We start from the raw sequence: 16,033 nt of genomic DNA, 5'->3' as shown, positions 1-16,033 counted from the left end.
CTTCGGCACAGCAACATCCTTCCAGCCCGCCACCAGGGCAAGCCATCTCAGATGTCACCTATCGGTGCAGCAGACCCCAGCTCTGGAGCCACATCAGGGTTTCGTCGAGCAGCCAAGCGAGCAGCCAAGCCGGCGAACATGGACGGACTGCCGAACCCACAGCGCCCACTGCTAACCATCAGTGCCAGGGGTAACCGCAGCTCAGAGGCCAAGTTGTCCGCTTTGATCGACTCTGCTCGCCACCGAGATCAATACAACGCCAAGTAACGGGCGCAGGTGCCGTGACCTACATCTGAGATCGTCCGGAAGGCCGTTGCGTCGGCGTCCAGCCGGACGACCCGTGCTGCTGGTCGCGGCCGATGGCCTGGACCAGCCCTACTCTGCCGAGTTAACCGGCTACCGGGGGAGGCGGTGGGCACGGTGCGGTGGTCCCGCCGGGATGCCCGCGAAGTCGGGCGCGGTGGGCGGTGCAGGAGCGGCTACTCGGCGCGATCACCGGGGCCATGGTGGTCGTTGAGTCCATGGTAACCAGTCGGGCGTTGCTGACCGCGATGCCCTCTTCATGGCCGGGTTCCGGAAGAGCGTCATCGACACGAACTTGGCCACCGGGTCGCCGTAGAGGGCCCGCTCGCCGTCGATCAGACCGGCGCTTCTCCTCGCTGACCTGCCCGTGCGGCTGCTGGTACGGATGTGCTCCGACCGGGTCCTGTGTAGGCGGGCACCACTGGAACGAACCGGCAGCGGGCGCCCGCCACGACACGGGGGCGAGTTCATCTTCGGCGACCCGGCCAGTTGGGGCGCCCCGGACACGACCACCTCGCCCATTTCAGCCAACTCGTCACTGTGGCAAGGTCTGCACTGGTGCTGGGGCACTCCCCACCGGCAAGCCGACATCGTCAGCTACTGGTGCGGCAGGTGATCCCGCCCCGACCCGCTAGTCGCGACAGGAGCAGGATCGATGACCCGCTACATGATGGCTGCCTCCGACGCCGGTGGCGAACGGCTCGGCGAACGTGTCGCCTCCACAGTGCCCACCCTCGGCGAAGTCGCCGAATTCGGCGACAGCTATCGGACGAACTACGTGTCGGTCTGCGATGAACGCGCCCACATCACCCTCTACGGGCGGGACGTCAGCGGCTCGTGGTCGGTGATCGCGGCCGGTGTCGACATCGAGACCGCCGAGGAGGTGCGCCTCTGGTTCGACCTGACACAGCATTACCGCGGCCCGTCGTCGGCCAGCACCAGTGGCTGGGCCGACCACCCTCTCGACCACGCCTCGACGCTGGATAGCGAGCGGATGGCCGCGGCACGGGCCGTCTCGCTTGTCGTGGAACGGATCCGGGCTAGCCGCCTGGACTACCCCACGCAAGGGCTTGTGGCGGATCGCTTCGAAGCGGGCTGGAGCGTGTACGCGCCGGTGGACGTGGACGAAAGCGATCCGATGGCTTTTCTGGACATGCCGGTGGGCAGGTCGGTTTTTCTGGTGAGCGATGCGGGGCGGGTGAAGGAGATATCGAGCTCGATCCCTGCGCGGCAGGCCGAGGAGATGTTCACCGCCGAGGAGGCGTATGTGCGCCGCCGGCTGGCTGGGGAAGGGTTCATGGCCGACCTCAGGGACGAGGTCATGCGGCTTGACTCCGCGTCGGAAGGCTCCGCAGGCATCGCCTCGTTCACCATCGACACCCCCACCGAGGTGATCGCGGCCAGGGCGTCGGCGCTGCTCGGCCCGATCGCACAGCAGTTGGCCCTGCTCGGTCCGCCGGGGTGGGACCGCTTCGCGGCGGTCTTCTCCTTCACGGTGTCCGGCGAGGTCGCCCAACTGGGGTTCTGGTCCGGTAGTCGGAGCACCGAGGTTCGGGTACCCGAGCAGATTGCCGTGCTGGTCCGCAGGCAGCGGCATCTCGCCGCACGGATGCCGGCCGGGCCGTGGTGGCGTCTGCTGCTCACCGTCAGCGACAGCGCTGGAACAGGCGCCCAGATGACCACGGACTACGACTACGGCGATCGGCCCTTCCCGGACGACCATCTGCTGGCCCCCGAGTGCTACCGGGAGGACCTGGCCGCCTACCCACGCGCCCACACGCCGGCATGGCTCTCCGAACACACGGCCAGTGCCGTCGAGTTCGGTCCTGCACCCCGTACGGCACCGCGAGAGACTGGTGCGACGACCCGAAGGCCCGACGTCCGGCAGGACCAGCCCACGCCATCACCGACGCGACAGGCGCCGGCCCCGCGACCCGCCGTGGTAGCCCCCAGCCCCCGGAACGCGTCCTCCACATCAACACCCCGACAAGAGGCGATGCCGTTCGCGGGGCGGCCGGGGCCCGGCGAGGTTTCGGTCCTCGACACCACCCTCGGCTGGACACGTCTTCACGCCGACCCACAGGTGATCACCTACGGCAGGAAATCGATCACGCTCGACCAGGTGGAGTGGGTCAGCTATTCGTCGATTCAGGTCGCCGAAAAGCGCTTCATGTTCCCCACCTTCTACGACAACAGGTGGGACTTCCAGGTGGGGCGTTACCCGTACTACGGCGGGCCGAAGGTTGCCGTGAGCTTCTCGAAAGGAGGCCGCCGAGCGGAACAGCCGCAGGAGTGGACGTTCCTGGTAAACCTGGCCAGGCAGTATCTGGAGCCCCGGTTACTCAACGAGTTGGTCAGCCAGGTTCGCCGTGGTGAGACCGTCACGGTCGGCGGTAGCGTGAAGGTGAGCCTGGACGGCATCGCGTGTGCGAAGCCACGCTTCTCTCTGCCCTGGGCGTCGATAAGCCCTGCGTCCCTGCGCAACGGCATGATCTGGATCCACCAGGAAGGCATCGAGAAGCCAGTGCTGACCGTGCCTCTGAGCCACCCCAACGCTGTGCTGATCCCGGACCTGTTCGCCGCACTCAAGCGTCCACCACTACCTGCGGATCCGGGTCTGAACGACACCTTCCACGTCGGCTTGGCCTGGCCCAGCCCGGTGTGGGCTGACCGTCCCAGCCAGGTCGATGAGTGACTCGATGATCTCGTCGGCCCCCAGTCAGTGAGTCTGGTCAGCCTCCGGTCAGGGGTCGGGGCACGTTCAGCGCGGCACCCGGTCGCGGGGTCACCAGTTGGGCGGCGACGCTCGCACAGACGCGTGCGCCGTAGTCGAGGCCCCGCTGGTCCGGGTAGCGCACCTGCACCGCGAGTACCCAGTTGTTGGTGACGGCCAGACAGTTGACGTGCCAGTTGCCGTCATAGCCGAGCGAGGTCCAACCGTTCTTGATGCTGACCGGATCCTTCTCGAGCATTTCCTTCGGTAAGCCGTCGATGATGCCCCACCGGCCGCCCTCTCTCGTCTCCTGCTGATCCTTCTTGGCGGTGGTGCCCCAGACGTTGCGCATCTCCTTGAGCAACCAATCAGTCCACTTAGGACCTGCAGCCTTGCCGCTCTTGATGCACTCGCCCATTCGTACGGCGTCCTGGGCGGTCATCTCGGTGAAGCTCCACCAGCCCGCGTAGCCAGGGATGGTGCCCAGCCTCGTCTTGGTCAACCGGCAGAGGCTGATCATCCGTCTGATCACCGCTGTGCGGCCGCCGGCGTTGTAGAGCGCTTCGGCCGAGTCGTTGGAGCTGTAGCGGATCGCCTGCCTGGCCTGTTCCAGGCGATCGTCCGAGGGCGTTCTGTTCGCCTCCGCCGTCCGGCGCAGGAAGTCCGCGACGATCCAAACCTTGATCATCGATTCGGTGGAGTTGGTCGACGTGGCACTGTTGGCCGAGCCGGCGGTCTGGCCGCTCTCGCGGTCCAGCAGTGCCCACGCGAGGAAGCCGTCCACCGGCACCGATACCGGTGCGGCGGCCAGGGTCGGTGGCGGTGGCGGTGGCGGGGTCGGCGCGGGCGGCGGGGTGGTGGGGGTGGCGGATGCGGAGTCGGTCGGATCGGCAGTGGTGGCGAGTCTGGCGTACGCGGCAGGGACCAGCAGGACCCCGCCGAAAACGATCGCCGCGACAGCGAACACCATGATCACGCGAGGGCGCATAGAAGGCGGCTCCAGGGGGATGGGCCAAAGGGGGTACGTGCTGCGGATGGGCGGTACGAGGGCGGGCCGCGCCACGGTGACCCGACCCGCCCCGTACCGGTGTCAGCTGCTCTGGCCGACTTCGTCGACGATGGCGGGGTCCAGCACGGCTTAGAAGGTGATCTTCGCGGCGCTGCTCGGCAGGCCGGCTGAGGAGCCGACGAGGAGGTGGTCGGCGTACTCGGCCGGTAGGTGCATCGAGTGGGTCACCCGACCGGTCAGGTCGACCACGAGCAGGCGATCGTACTCGTCGTCACCCGGTCCGAGGACTGGGGCGGGCTGGTCCGATGCCGGTATCCCGCCCGCGTCGTGGTAGACGCGGATCAGCAGGTGCTGGTCGTCCGTCCAGCCGATCAGGTCGCCGGCAAGGGGCACCTTGACGCTGTGCTGGACCGCCCCGGTGACCGGATCGACCACCGTGACGGAGGTCTGCCGCACCCCTTCGGAGTCCGGCGCCAGCGCCAGTCGCCCGCCGTCGGGGGAGAAGCTGACGTCGTCCAGCGGGCCGCCGCTGGCGGGAACGGTACGCAGCACTCTGCCCGTCAGGTCATAGATGCGGATCCCGATCACCGTGGCCTCATCGACAGACTTGGAGAGCTTCAGTGCGAGCCCGTTACTGTCTGGCGTCCAGATCATGCCGGTGGCCTTGTCGTTCTGCGCGGCCAGGTCGAGCAGTGGGACGAACGTTGTCGTGAGCGTCTCCGCATCCACCAGCACGAAGCCGGGCGTACCCGTGCGCGGCATGTGGGTGAAGAGGATGCGCTGCCCGTCCGGCGACCAGCGCCCGTCGGTTGAATAGCCGGGGAAGTGGGCGTGGCTGGTTCTGCCGAGTTCGGCGATCCACCGTACGTTCCCGCTGGCCCGGTCCAGTACGCCCGCCCGTTTGGGATAGCGCTGACTGTTGTCACCCGTCGCGACCAGCACCTGACTGCCGTCCGGGGACGGCATGGCATACCGGTAGGGCACCCGGTCGTACTGGCCGGTCTTCGCGTTCAGTAGGAGCGAGTAGAGGAAGTTCGGGCTCGCATCATCGATTTTCGGATCGCGGATGCCGCTGTACGCGGTCACCACGAGTGGCCTCAGCCCGTTATCGGCGAACTGGTCGCCGGCCGTACCGCTGATCGGGGCGATGACGGCGACCACGCCGATCAGCGCGGCGCAGATCGCCGCGGCGAAGCCACCGCCGACGGCCAGCTGGGTGACCCGTTGCCGGCGGGCGCTGACCAGTGCGGCCTGGGCCAGCCCGACCGGCGCGGGCGCGGTCTCGGCCAGTTCCTCGAACGCGGTGCGGAGCGCTGTGGTGAGGTGCGGGTTCATCGGTCTGCCGCCTCCTTCGTGGCGAGGATGTCGAGCCTGGGACAGAGTTCGCGCAGCCGGGCGAGAGCCCGTGCGGCCTGGCTGCGTACCGTGGATTGGGTGCAGCCCAGAATCTCCGCGATCTCGCTGTCCGGCCGGTCTTCGAAGTAGCGGAGCACAAGCACCGCCCGGTGTTTGGGCGCGAGCTGCGCCAATGCCTGTCTGAGCGCCAGGTTGAGGTCGACGGTGGCGGTGGCGTCGGTCGTCGTCGCGACCTCCGGCAACTGGTCGGCGCTCACCTCGCGCCCCCGCCGGAGGCTGCGCCACCAACTCGTCTGCTGGCGGTACAGCGCGGTGCGCAGGTACGCCTCGGGGTTGCCGGTGTGGATCCGCCCCCAGTGTCGGGCGCCCTTGGTCAGTACCGTCTGGAGTAGATCCTCGGCCTGTTGACGGTGCCCAGTCAGGGCGAGTGCGGTCCGGAACAGTGCGTGCGAGCGGGCCGCGATGAAATCGCTGAACTCCCGTTCGAGGTCAGCGTCCACGGGTGTACCTATCCCTCATACCGATAACAACGCCAGGCCCGCGGTGGCTGCTGCTTTGCCGGCCAAGACATTTACCGCCTGACCCCGCCTGACCCCGCCTGACCCCGCCTGGCCTCGGACGAGCACGATTCAGACCCGAATCCGCGGGGCAGTTGACGCGACACGGCGGGGATAGACGAACCGCCACATAACGCTCGTTCTGTGCGCCCACGCCTACCTCGCCGTCACCGCCGCCCACGCCAAAAAGGGGGTGCCGGATTCGAGCAAGAGGGTCTCGTTCCTCTCACGCTCGGCGGGGTCCGACGTCTCCTGGCACACCTGATCACCACCATCCGACCCTACGACCACATCCATCGATGGTCACGATGGCGACGCCGACACCAATACCGCGCCAAAACAGCCCACTACCAGCGAAGACTCCAACTCCACCAGGTGCGGCTGGAGTACTAGCCACCCTTGACCCACGTCAGCATCTCCCGCCAGTGATCAGGAGACGGTGTGTGAGCGGCGTTCTCGCCGATGCGGACCTCCGCGTCGGGCATCCGTGCGGCGATCAGTGGCGCGTCGGCAACAGCTCTGCCGGGGTCGTGTCGACCAGCCCAGATCAGGACGCGGCAGGGCACGTCGCGAAGGTGGAATCCCCACGGACGAATGTCTGTGGCCAGCCAGTCGCTGACCAAGCCGGCAGCGCCTTGGCGGGCGCCTTCGAGGTGGGACTCCTCACTTGGCTGCATCCAGGTGTCCTGGCCACTCGCAAGCAGTTCTCGGTGCTGTTTGAGGGGGTCTTCCGCGTACCAGGCGGCAGCGCGAGCCACGTAGGGGCGGCCGAGTCCCGGGATGTTGCACATCGTCCACGCGTGAAGCCGCTGCCAGCCGCGTACCGTCCGCAGCTCCCGGTATGGGCCGGTGAAACCGGCGGCGACGACGCCGGAAAGGCGTTGCGGGAACCGGGCACCACAGGCCACAGCGTACGGCGCGCCACCGGAGAACCCGACCACTCCGAAACGCTCGATTCCCAGAGATGTCATCAGCGCACCGACCGCATCGGCGACGCCGAGCAGCGTTGGCCGCCGCACAGGTGTCGACCGACCGTATCCAGGCCGGTCCACGGTCATCAGGCGAACGCCCACCAACGCCGTGTCGTCCGGGCGGCTGAGCCGAGAACCTGGCGTGCCATGCAGGTAAACCACAGGCACCCCGGCCGGATCGCCGTACTCCGCCCAACCCAGAACCCGATTGTCCGGTAGTGCGAAATCCATTTAGCTTCTCCGCTTCCAGCAGGGGAACCGTGGTCGCCTCCACCAGCACTCGGCGGAGTGTCACGCATCATGTGACGCCAACCGGTCACGGATCAAGCGGAGTACGAACCAGCCGCCGGCGAAGTGGATGCTCCTACTTTCCGCAAGTCCTGGGCGGATGTCCGACGGGTTGGTTCGGGTGTCAGGACCTGCCTGACAGATCAGTCTCGGGGCGCGGGTGACACGTCCGGCTAGACGATCTTCAGGTCAGGGTAACCGCTTTGGGAGTCGAGCGGCTGGGACGTAGCGCCCTAGGATCGGCCGGTGCTGGCTGAGCAGGCAGGTCTTCCGCAGTTTCCCTACCACCCAGACCCAGCGGCGACGGGTTCGGTCGTGGCAGCCGAGGTGGTGTGTGCGTGTTGCGGCCAGCGGCGGCCCTTCACGTATGTCGGCCCGGTGTATGCCGTCGAAGAGGTGGGCAGAAGGCTGTGCCCCTGGTGCATCGCGGACGGCCGGGCGGCGGCGACGTTCGACGCGCAGTTCACCGATGCGCATTGGCGGGTGCCAGAGGATGTCCCGTCGAGCGTGACTGAGATGGTTCTCCGCCGAACGCCGGGCTTCGCCGGCTGGCAGCAGGAGCGGTGGTTGCACCACTGCGGGGACGCGGCGGAGTTCCATGGCGAGGTCGGTGCGCGTGAGTTGGCTGACTTTCCTGACGCACTGGACCACCTGCGGTTGGAGATTGCCGGGTCTGGTTGGTCGGCTGAGGAAAAGGAGTGGTACTTGCAGGCGATCAGCAAGGACGGCCTGGTCACCGCGTTTCTGGTGAGGAGTTGGTTGCCATCGTGGACGCGGAGGATGTTGTCGGCGGCTTCGACGGCGAGGGTGCGGCCGGCGTGGCCGAAGATCGTCGGCGGGTGCCGGGCCGTGGGTGGTTGCGGTAGGCATCCCGCCTGCCATCGACCCAGGGCGAGCCGAGCAGACCACCACCCAGCGCGCCAGCATCCGAACCTGCGTCATGGTCCGCTCGACGTAGCGGGCCGGGCGGCGGCCCGCTCCCCCGCAGGGCGGGCCGATGGCAGACCGGCGTTCGTCCTCTCCCTGCGCGCAGCACTGGCAGGTCTTCGCGACCTTGTTGAGCCAGATCTGGACGTCTCGTACCGACAGCCGCCCGTCGAGTAACGAGAAGCGCGGCCTCATCGCGGGGCGGCGCCTAACAAACGGCTACCGCGACTTTCCGCCCGACGCGGTGACCTGGTTGCGACACGTCCGCACCGCGCAGAGGCTCGGCTTCTCCTTGGCGGAAATCGCTCAGCACGGTGAGCAACTGCGCGACGCGACGGATGACGGACCAGCGTTGTCGGCGCTGTTGGAGGAGAAGATCCGGCTGAACGAGCCGCGTCACGACCCATGCCGAAAGGTCCCGGAGCCGCGTGTTTAAGCCCGAGGCAGCGACGGGATCGGACGGTTGCTCGACAGCGCAGCCTTACCGAAGCTCGCAGCCACGGAGCGTCACGGAGTCCACGTAGGTTTCCGAAGCTCGATCGCCGGTTACCGCGAAGTCATATTCGGCGCGGTACGGCTCCGTCCTGCCAGCGGTAGAGGTCGCGCAGCAGGGAAATCTCGGCGCCGTGATGGATCAGCTCCCTGTTGATGTGCAGGACGATGCCCTCCATGGGAAACCGCTCGGGACCCACCGTGGGCGGATTCTCCAGCTCAGCGTCCGAGAGCTCGCGGACCCCCGCGTTCCATCTCCCATACATCTCATCGAGCTGTTTTAGCGCCTCATCAGCGGTCCCCGCGTAGGCGTACGTCTGGGAGTCGACGTCCTGGCCGCCGAAGTGCCATCCGACCCGATAGCCCAGGCAGGAGACGATGATGTGCGCCAGCCGCCAGGCAATCGTGGTCACCGGTGCCGGCACCGGGCCAGGGGACGCGGAGTCCATCGTCCATTCCCCCGAACCTGCCGACATCGGTGCGGCCGACGTGCCACGTGGGCGGATGCTCCAGCAGCCGCGTACCGGCTCCCAGAAGTACTCCTCATCGGCAAGACCGTGCAGCCGCGGCCGCAGGTTCTTGTGCCAGTGCCGGTCCAGCTGGTCCGCGAGTCGCTGGCTTCTTGTCATTTCCGCACACTACATACAACGGAGATCCGGCTGCGACCCTCGCGGACGCCGGGCCATTGTCTGCCGCGTGCCCCGGTCCGCGCCCGATGGTCGAGAGTCTTCGACTCAACATCATTCGGTTCGGGGTAATCTGCGGACGGCTCCGTCTCAGGGGCGGGTGCGGCCACCGTGGCCACACCAGACCAGGGAGATCCATCATGGCGATCCAGCGGATGGACAACGTCCTCATCGTTGTCGAAGACCTTGACGCAGTCATCTCGTTCTTCGTCGAACTCGGCATGGAGTTGGAGGGCAGAGGGCCAGTCGAGGGACGCTGGGTGGAGCGTGTCATCGGGATCGATGACGTCAAGCAGGAAGTCGCGATGCTGCGGACCCCGGACGGCCATGGCAAGGTCGAGCTGGCGATGTTCCACACGCCGACGGCGATCATCGCCGCGCCGAAGGAGGCGCCGGCGAACACGCTCGGCATTCGTCGCATCATGTTCGCCGTCGACGACATCGAGGATGTCGTTGCCCGCCTGCGTACGCATGGGGCCGAGCTCGTCGGCGAGTTGGCGCAGTACGAGGACATCTATCGCCTCTGCTACGTCCGCGGTCCCGAGGGCATCATCGTCGGATTGGCCGAACAGCTCAACTGACGACGACCAGAGTTCCCCTACAGTGCAGACCCCCCATCCCGACCGACGTCGATCAAGGGGTTGTGGTGGGTGACAAAAGTGGCCGTCAGGTGTTTTTCGGGCACCACAACCGCATGATCGACGAGGGTCAGAGGATTTGCCATACGCGTTTATTAGGCTCTCGTCATGTTCCGTGTGGCTGGGCCTGACGACTTCGAGCAGATCATCCGCCTCTACCGGCAACTGAACTCCGACGATCCGGTTCTGGAGGATGGATCCGACGTCGCGGCTTTTCAGGAGATCCTCGGCTCTCCAGGGCTGCGTCTCTTCGTCCTCGAGCTGGACGGTGTTGTCGTCGCCACGACGTACCTCAACGTGATCCCCAATCTCAGCCGGTCGGCATCGCCCTACGCTGTCATCGAGAACGTCGTCGTCGAGAAATCGCGGCGAGGCACCGGTCTGGGTAGGCAGATCATGGCCGGCACACTCCAAGCCGCCTGGGATGCGGGCTGTTACAAAGCAATGCTGATGACGGGCTCGCGTAACCCCGCGACCCACGCCTTCTACCGAGCCTGCGGGTTCTCGGCCGACGCCAAGACCGCGTATCTGGCTCGACCATCGTGACGAGCACCCGAGGCTAGGCCGTTCCGATCGCGGCGAAACTCCGATAGCGCCGTAGTACCAACTGATGAGGCAGGTCTCGTTCTCGTCGTCGATGGCGCGGCCGACCGCTTGGGGCAGGCTGGATACAGCGCCGTTTCGCCTCCGGGGCGTCAAGGCGACCGAGGGCGAGCCCTGCGAACCATGTTGAAAGAGGTCGACCCGTGGGTCCGGAAAAACAACAGAAGAGCAGGTGGGCACCCTGGTGGGTCTACCTGGTCGTCATTCTCGGCTGCAACTACGTGAAGCAGTACCTGGTTCAGGATCTGCCGGTAGCGGTCAATGCGGCGATCACCGTCGTGCTCGTTGGCTCCCTGTTCCTGGCCATCACCGTGGTCTACCGCGGCATGAGGGGCGCCGAGCGTGGCTGACACTGAAGCGCCAGCCACTTTGACGTGAGTCCGAGAAACGAAGGTTAGGCAGCCCGGTTGTCGGGGAACGTCTCGCGCAGCGCCGGGTCCAGCGGTCGACCGGTCGTCGGCTCGATGAACAGCTCTGCGAGCAGGAGGTCGGCGAGGTGGCTGAGGTTGATGCCCGACTCCTTACGGCCAAGAGCCTGCATCGCGCCGCCGAGTCGTAGAGCGGCCCTTGCCGCGCCGGCCGGCAGGCGGGTGACCCGGCGGCGTCGGCCGACCGCCTCGGCGATGCGCCCGATCATGTCGTCCCAGGTGAGGTTCTCGTCGGCGACCGGGATGTCCGCGCCGCTGGCCTGCTCCAGAGCGTCCACCGCGACCTCGGCGACGCTGCGCGCGGAGGCCGCGGCGCTTCCGCCGGTCGGCGCGACCAGAGGTGTACGCGACCGCGCCCACCGGTCCAGTGGTCCCGCCCAGTTTGGCAGCCGGTCGCCGGCCCGACCGAACACGAATGGCAGTTCGAGTACGGCGATCGGCAGCTCCGAGCCAGCCGCCGCCCGTCCTTCTCGGGCCTGCTCCACGCGACAGCGAATGTAGGTGTGCCGCTCGGCGAGCCGCCACTGTGGGTGGAGCCGGTCGAAATGGGTGTAGTAGGAGCCCATCACGACGCCGCGGGTGAGACCTTCCAGGCGAGCCGCGGTGAACAGGCGCACCACCGGATCGACGTTGTCGCGGCGAAACTCCGGGTAGATCGGTTTGGGCAGCGGCCGTTGCTCGTCGGTGCGCGTCGCGTACACGACGCCGTCCTGACCGGTGAGCAGCGCGCGCAGTTCGTCGACCGAGGCCGACCCGGCGTCGAGGAGGTGATCGACACCGGGATGGGCGGTACGCGCCACGGTGGTCGCCGCATGACCGCGCTCGCGCAGCACGTCCACCACGTGGGCGCCGATCAGACCACTGCCACCCACCACGAGAATTCGCACGCTGCATCGTCCACTCTGGGACCGGCTGGTTGTCAAGCCACGGGCGCCGCCACTGACCGGGCGTCGGTCCCTGCCTGACCCGTTGCGCCCCGGCGGCCTTGATGTTGCCCTGGGTGGGTACTGAGCCCCTGCCCGCCGGTGACGTGGACGAGCCGGTTGCCCTTGAGCGGGTGCAGGGTGACGTCCCGCCGTCAGCGCTTCATAGGCGCCGGGTGCCGGGCCAGCAGCCGGGCGGCGACCTCGTGCAGGACCGCCAGTTCGGCGGCGGGAACCTCGGCGAAGAACGCCGCCTCGGCCTCGTCGAGCAGGGCGGCGCCGTCGCGTAGCACCTGCCAGCCGGCGTCGGTCAGCGCGACGACGTGCCGGCGCCGGTCCTGGGGATTGCGCCGACGCTCGGCCAGCCCCTGCTTCTCGAGCTCGTCGATGACGCCGACCAGCACGTTGGGGTCGATGCCGAGCAGCCGGCTGACGTCCTGCTGCGACAGCGTGTCGTCGGCGGCCAGGGTGGCCAGCACGTTGAAGTGCCGGGGCCGTACGCCCAAAGGTTCGAGGGCGCGCTCGGCGGTGACCATCGCCAGCTCGCCCAGCTTGATCAACCGGAAACCCGTCCGGCCGGACATCGCCGAGCCCGGGCTGGTCGTACCCGTGGGTTGCTGTTCGCCATTCGGTCGCGCCATGCGGCCCAGTTTAGGTCTTGGCGATATTCATAGGCCGGACATACGATACGTCATAGATATGATATGCCTGACGTACGCAACGGCGGCGCCGAGGATCCCGCCGCCGAGTCCACCGAAGCCGCGCGGCTGCTCGACCAGCACGTCCCCACCAGCGTGGCTGGACGCGCACCGGCTCCGACCCACCTGACTAGGAGAGCGCGTCATGTCCGCCCTGGACCCGTACCCCGCTCCGCCCGAGCACCACGATGCCTCGCGGCTGTACCGGCTCGGTCGCCTGCTGGCCGCCCGCCGGCGCACCGTACTCGTGATGGCCGCGCTGGTCACCGTCCTTGCCGGCGTCTTCGGGGCCGGCGCGATGAACGCCCTGTCCCTGTCCCGTTTCGAGTCCCCCGGCGCCGAGTCCGTCCGCGCGGACGCCCTGCTGCACGAGCGGTTCGGCACCGGCAGCCCCAACCTGCTGCTGCTCGTCACCGCGAAGACCGGCACCGTCGACAGCCCGGAGGTCGCCCAGGCCGGTCGGGCGCTGACCACGGAACTCAGCGGGCAGGCCGAGGTCGCTGACGCCGGCTCCTACTGGACGTACGACTCCAGCCCGGCACTGCGCAGCAAGGACGGCACCCGGGCGTTGGTGGTGGCCTGGCTGCCGGGCTCGGCGACCGAGGCGCGCGAGACTCTGGCCGACCTGTCGCCGCGCTTCACCCGCGACAGCGGCCCGATCACGGTGGCCGTCGGCGGGCAGGACGAGGTCTTCCGGCAGGTCGCCACCCAGGCGCGGACGGACTTCATCCGCGCCGAGGTCGTCGTCCTGCCGGTGGTGTTCCTACTGCTGCTCTGGGTCTACCGCCGGCTGTCCGCGGCGCTGCTCACCATCGGGGTCGGGCTGTTCGCGATGCTCACCACCCTCGCCCTGCTCCGGGTGATCACCCTGTTCACCGAGGTGTCCACGTTCGCCGCGAACCTGACCCTGGTCCTCGGCCTCGGTCTCGGCATCGACTACAGCCTGTTCGTCATCTTCCGGTTCCGCGAGGAACTCGCCCGCGGCCGGGACGTCGCCTCGGCGGTGGCCCGTGCGACCCAGACCGCCGGCCGGACGGTCGTGTTCAGCGGCGTCACCGTCGCGGCCTCGCTGGCGGTACTGCTCGCCCTGCCGTTCCCGTTCCTGCGCTCCTTCGCGTACGCCGGGGTCCTGGTCGTGGCCACCTCGGTGCTCGGGGCGGTGATGGTGCTTCCCGCGGCGCTGGCTGGCCTCGGGGCCCGGGTGGCCCGGCGCGGCGTCACGGCGGCCACCGGCCTGGAACGCGGTCGTTGGTACCGCCTCGCCCTCGGGGTCATGCGCCGGCCGCTGCTGACCGGCGGCGCCGCGGTGGGGATCCTGCTGCTGCTCGGCGCGCCCTTCCTCGGCGTCCGCTTCGGGCTGCCCGACGAGCGGATCCTGCCCGCCGACGCGACAAGTCGCCTGGTGCAGGAACACATCCGCGCCGACTTCGCCGTCGAGCAGAGCGACGCGATCCAGGTCGTCGCCGAGGACCTGGCCGACCCGGCGACGCGCGAGGCCGACGTCGCCAGCTACGCCGCCAGGCTGTCCCGGCTGCCCGGGGTGTTCCAGGTGGACTCCCGCGCCGGGTCGTTCAGCGGCGGCGAGCAGGTCCGCCCGCCGACCGACCGGTTCGACGCCGAGCGCGGCACCTGGCTGTCGGTCATCCCGACCACGGCCGCCCTCGACGGGGACGTGCCGGCCCTGGTGCGCTCAGTACGGGCCGTCGAGACACCCTTCCCGGTCCTGGTGGGCGGGTTCCCCGCCGACATGACCGACTTCCGCGACCGGTTGCTGAACCGGCTGCCGCTGGTCATCGCGCTGGTGCTGGCCGTCACGTTCGTGATCCTGTTCCTGATGAGCGGCAGCCTGCTGATTCCGGTGAAGGCGACAGTCCTCAACGTCCTGAGCCTGTCGGTGCTGTTCGGCGCGTTGGTCTGGGTCTTCCAGGACGGGCACGGGGCGGGACTGATCGGGTTCACCGCCACCGGCCGGATGGAACCCAGCATCCCGATCCTGATGTTCTGCGTCGCCTACGGCCTGTCCATGGACTACGAGGTCTTCATGATCTCCCGGATCCGGGAGGAGTACGACCGCACCGGTGACCTGGTCCGCTCGGTGGCCACCGGCATCCAGCGCGGCGCGCCTCTGATCACCGCCGCCGCCGGGATCATGGCGTTGACCTTCGCCGCGTACGCGACCGGCCGGGTCGGGTTCCTGCAGATGCTCGGGGTCAGCATGGCGCTGGCCGTGCTCGTCGACGCGACCCTGATCCGGGCCGTGCTGATGCCCGCGTTCATGCGGCTGGCCGGCACCGCCAATTGGTGGGCACCCGGTCCGCTGCGCCGGCTGCACCGCCGCATCGGCCTCAGTGAGTCCGAATCGGCCGCCGTACCGGCCACATCTCCGAAGCCGATGGCGCGGCTGAGCCCGGCGGCGCGTATCGATGAGTGAGCGTCCCGCCGATCCCTATCGCCGGTAGGGTCGTCTCCGTGGATCTGGACGCCATCGCCCTCCGGCTCGGGGTGCCCGTCGAGGACGTTGACCGGGTGCACCGCCTGGCCGGCGACCGGCCGTCGGCTCCGCTGCCCGCAAAGGCTGACGCGCCCGCGATCCTCGACCGGCTCGCGGTGCGACCGGATGACGCCGCCGAGATCATGGCGGGCTGGCCCGACCCCGATTCGCCACTGTGGACTCCGGAGCTGCGCTGGTTGCTCGACCGCTCGATCGCCCTGGTCCGCGCCGATCTCGGGGGCTACGGCTGGCTGTCGCCCGGTCCGGAGCTGCCGCGCGATCGGGGACCTGCCTGGCGGCACCTCTACGTGTACGCGTACCTCGCGCTGGTCGACGTCGCCCGGGGCTACCACCGCGACCACGGCATCGGAGATGACGTGTCGTGGTTGAGCCTCGCGGACCTGGGCCGCAACCTCGCCATCGACCGGCGGATGCACCGCGAGGGCTGGCCGGTCATGCAGAGTTGGCTGACGCTGCACGTACGCGGCAGCGTCTACGAGCTGGGCCGGCTGCAACACCACCGTGGCGACGGGGCCATCGGCCTGCACGTCCCCGATACGGGACCGCTGACCCCGGAGGCGGTCGCGGCGTCGCTCGACGATGCGCGTGCGTTCTTCCCGCGCCACTTTCCCGACGAGCCCTACACCGCGTTCTCCTGCGGCTCGTGGCTGCTCGACCCGCAGTTGCGGGAATACCTACCCGAAGGCTCCAACATCGCCCGGTTCCAGCAGATGTTCGAGCTGGCCCCCTACCAGGAGCAGGACGGCCCGGACGCCGACGTCGAGGTGCTGCGTTTCGTGTTCCGCACCCTGAGCACGCCGCTCGACCAGTTGCCCCGCCGCACCGTGCTCCAGCGCGCGATCGTCGACCACCTCAAGGCCGGCCGGCACTGGCACTGGCGGCACGGCCGCTTCCCGATCTAGCCACCGGGTCAGCGGGCCCGGCCTGAT

General features: G+C 68.3%; 15 protein-coding genes and 1 pseudogene. 9 read left to right on the top strand and 7 right to left on the bottom strand.

Translation table 11 applies throughout. The features are described from left to right. Positions 1 to 637: 637 nt before the first annotated feature. On the top strand, positions 638 to 919 hold the full coding sequence (locus ACLQ28_RS31910; protein ID WP_425689975.1) for a transposase: 282 nt from the start codon (positions 638 to 640) through the stop codon (positions 917 to 919). 39 nt (positions 920 to 958) lie between these two features. Then, positions 959 to 2,998, top strand: a complete 2,040-nt coding sequence (locus ACLQ28_RS31905) for a hypothetical protein (RefSeq protein WP_425689969.1) — start codon at positions 959 to 961, stop codon at positions 2,996 to 2,998. A 37-nt stretch (positions 2,999 to 3,035) separates the two neighbouring features. Here the strand turns inward: ACLQ28_RS31905 and ACLQ28_RS31900 are convergent, their stop codons facing one another. The 4 genes from ACLQ28_RS31900 to ACLQ28_RS31885 form a co-directional block, all read right to left on the bottom strand. Beyond that, on the bottom strand, positions 3,036 to 4,004 hold the full coding sequence (locus ACLQ28_RS31900; RefSeq protein WP_425689968.1) for a hypothetical protein: 969 nt from the start codon (positions 4,002 to 4,004) through the stop codon (positions 3,036 to 3,038). Between the two features lie 150 nt (positions 4,005 to 4,154). Beyond that, positions 4,155 to 5,360, bottom strand: coding sequence for a hypothetical protein (locus ACLQ28_RS31895; RefSeq protein WP_425689967.1), 1,206 nt, complete (start codon positions 5,358 to 5,360; stop codon positions 4,155 to 4,157). Continuing rightward, positions 5,357 to 5,881 carry a SigE family RNA polymerase sigma factor gene (locus ACLQ28_RS31890; protein WP_425689966.1) on the bottom strand — a complete coding sequence of 175 codons (525 nt, stop codon included), beginning with the start codon at positions 5,879 to 5,881 and terminating at the stop codon, positions 5,357 to 5,359. Before ACLQ28_RS31890 ends, ACLQ28_RS31895 begins: the two co-directional genes overlap by 4 nt. Positions 5,882 to 6,327: 446 nt before the next feature. Continuing rightward, a complete protein-coding gene (locus ACLQ28_RS31885; protein ID WP_425689965.1) occupies positions 6,328 to 7,140 on the bottom strand; it encodes an alpha/beta fold hydrolase in 813 nt (270 codons plus the stop codon). Positions 7,141 to 7,443: 303 nt separating this feature from the next. On the opposite strand from ACLQ28_RS31885, the pseudogene ACLQ28_RS31880 reads away from it, so the two are divergent. Continuing rightward, a pseudogene (locus ACLQ28_RS31880) lies at positions 7,444 to 7,935 on the top strand (CbrC family protein); the annotation flags it as partial. Between the two features lie 316 nt (positions 7,936 to 8,251). Continuing rightward, positions 8,252 to 8,560, top strand: a complete 309-nt coding sequence (locus tag ACLQ28_RS31875; RefSeq protein ID WP_425689964.1) for a MerR family transcriptional regulator — start codon at positions 8,252 to 8,254, stop codon at positions 8,558 to 8,560. A gap of 121 nt (positions 8,561 to 8,681) precedes the next feature. Here the strand turns inward: ACLQ28_RS31875 and ACLQ28_RS31870 are convergent, their stop codons facing one another. Next, positions 8,682 to 9,245 carry a DinB family protein gene (locus tag ACLQ28_RS31870; protein WP_425689963.1) on the bottom strand — a complete coding sequence of 188 codons (564 nt, stop codon included), beginning with the start codon at positions 9,243 to 9,245 and terminating at the stop codon, positions 8,682 to 8,684. A gap of 197 nt (positions 9,246 to 9,442) precedes the next feature. Between ACLQ28_RS31870 and ACLQ28_RS31865 the strand changes: the two genes are divergently transcribed. From ACLQ28_RS31865 to ACLQ28_RS31855, 3 genes are all read left to right on the top strand, one after another. Continuing rightward, positions 9,443 to 9,883, top strand: coding sequence for a VOC family protein (locus ACLQ28_RS31865; RefSeq protein WP_425689962.1), 441 nt, complete (start codon positions 9,443 to 9,445; stop codon positions 9,881 to 9,883). 165 nt (positions 9,884 to 10,048) lie between these two features. After that, positions 10,049 to 10,486 carry a GNAT family N-acetyltransferase gene (locus ACLQ28_RS31860; protein ID WP_425689961.1) on the top strand — a complete coding sequence of 146 codons (438 nt, stop codon included), beginning with the start codon at positions 10,049 to 10,051 and terminating at the stop codon, positions 10,484 to 10,486. Positions 10,487 to 10,686: 200 nt separating this feature from the next. After that, entirely contained in the window at positions 10,687 to 10,893 is a 207-nt protein-coding gene (locus ACLQ28_RS31855) for a hypothetical protein (RefSeq protein ID WP_425689960.1), read from the top strand. 44 nt (positions 10,894 to 10,937) lie between these two features. Here the strand turns inward: ACLQ28_RS31855 and ACLQ28_RS31850 are convergent, their stop codons facing one another. Next, entirely contained in the window at positions 10,938 to 11,858 is a 921-nt protein-coding gene (locus tag ACLQ28_RS31850) for an NAD-dependent epimerase/dehydratase family protein (protein WP_425689959.1), read from the bottom strand. Positions 11,859 to 12,049: 191 nt separating this feature from the next. Continuing rightward, complete coding sequence (locus ACLQ28_RS31845; RefSeq protein WP_425689958.1) at positions 12,050 to 12,535, bottom strand: MarR family winged helix-turn-helix transcriptional regulator; 486 nt, start codon at positions 12,533 to 12,535, stop codon at positions 12,050 to 12,052. A gap of 202 nt (positions 12,536 to 12,737) precedes the next feature. Here ACLQ28_RS31845 and ACLQ28_RS31840 point away from each other — a divergent pair, with 202 nt between their 5' ends. Together ACLQ28_RS31840 and ACLQ28_RS31835 are read left to right on the top strand one after the other, a co-directional pair. After that, complete coding sequence (locus tag ACLQ28_RS31840) at positions 12,738 to 15,023, top strand: MMPL family transporter (protein WP_425689957.1); 2,286 nt, start codon at positions 12,738 to 12,740, stop codon at positions 15,021 to 15,023. A gap of 38 nt (positions 15,024 to 15,061) precedes the next feature. Next, positions 15,062 to 16,006 carry an acyltransferase domain-containing protein gene (locus tag ACLQ28_RS31835; RefSeq protein WP_425689956.1) on the top strand — a complete coding sequence of 315 codons (945 nt, stop codon included), beginning with the start codon at positions 15,062 to 15,064 and terminating at the stop codon, positions 16,004 to 16,006. Positions 16,007 to 16,033: the final 27 nt, after the last annotated feature.

It is taken from the genome of Micromonospora sp. DT201 (assembly GCF_049841575.1).
GTDB lineage: Bacteria > Actinomycetota > Actinomycetes > Mycobacteriales > Micromonosporaceae > Micromonospora.
The sequence above is the reverse complement of the archived record's forward strand: the minus strand, read 5'-3'. Positions and strand labels throughout refer to the sequence as shown.

What these genes read in the sequence shown, in the direction of transcription:
- ACLQ28_RS31905 (WP_425689969.1), top strand. Translation starts at nt 959, where the DNA reads ATGACCCGCTACATGATGGCTGCCTCCGACGCCGGTGGCGAACGGCTC.
- ACLQ28_RS31900 (WP_425689968.1), bottom strand. Translation starts at nt 4,004, where the DNA reads ATGCGCCCTCGCGTGATCATGGTGTTCGCTGTCGCGGCGATCGTTTTC.
- ACLQ28_RS31895 (WP_425689967.1), bottom strand. Translation starts at nt 5,360, where the DNA reads ATGAACCCGCACCTCACCACAGCGCTCCGCACCGCGTTCGAGGAACTG.
- ACLQ28_RS31885 (WP_425689965.1), bottom strand. Translation starts at nt 7,140, where the DNA reads ATGGATTTCGCACTACCGGACAATCGGGTTCTGGGTTGGGCGGAGTAC.
- ACLQ28_RS31870 (WP_425689963.1), bottom strand. Translation starts at nt 9,245, where the DNA reads ATGACAAGAAGCCAGCGACTCGCGGACCAGCTGGACCGGCACTGGCAC.
- ACLQ28_RS31865 (WP_425689962.1), top strand. Translation starts at nt 9,443, where the DNA reads ATGGCGATCCAGCGGATGGACAACGTCCTCATCGTTGTCGAAGACCTT.
- ACLQ28_RS31860 (WP_425689961.1), top strand. Translation starts at nt 10,049, where the DNA reads ATGTTCCGTGTGGCTGGGCCTGACGACTTCGAGCAGATCATCCGCCTC.
- ACLQ28_RS31845 (WP_425689958.1), bottom strand. Translation starts at nt 12,535, where the DNA reads ATGGCGCGACCGAATGGCGAACAGCAACCCACGGGTACGACCAGCCCG.
- ACLQ28_RS31840 (WP_425689957.1), top strand. Translation starts at nt 12,738, where the DNA reads ATGTCCGCCCTGGACCCGTACCCCGCTCCGCCCGAGCACCACGATGCC.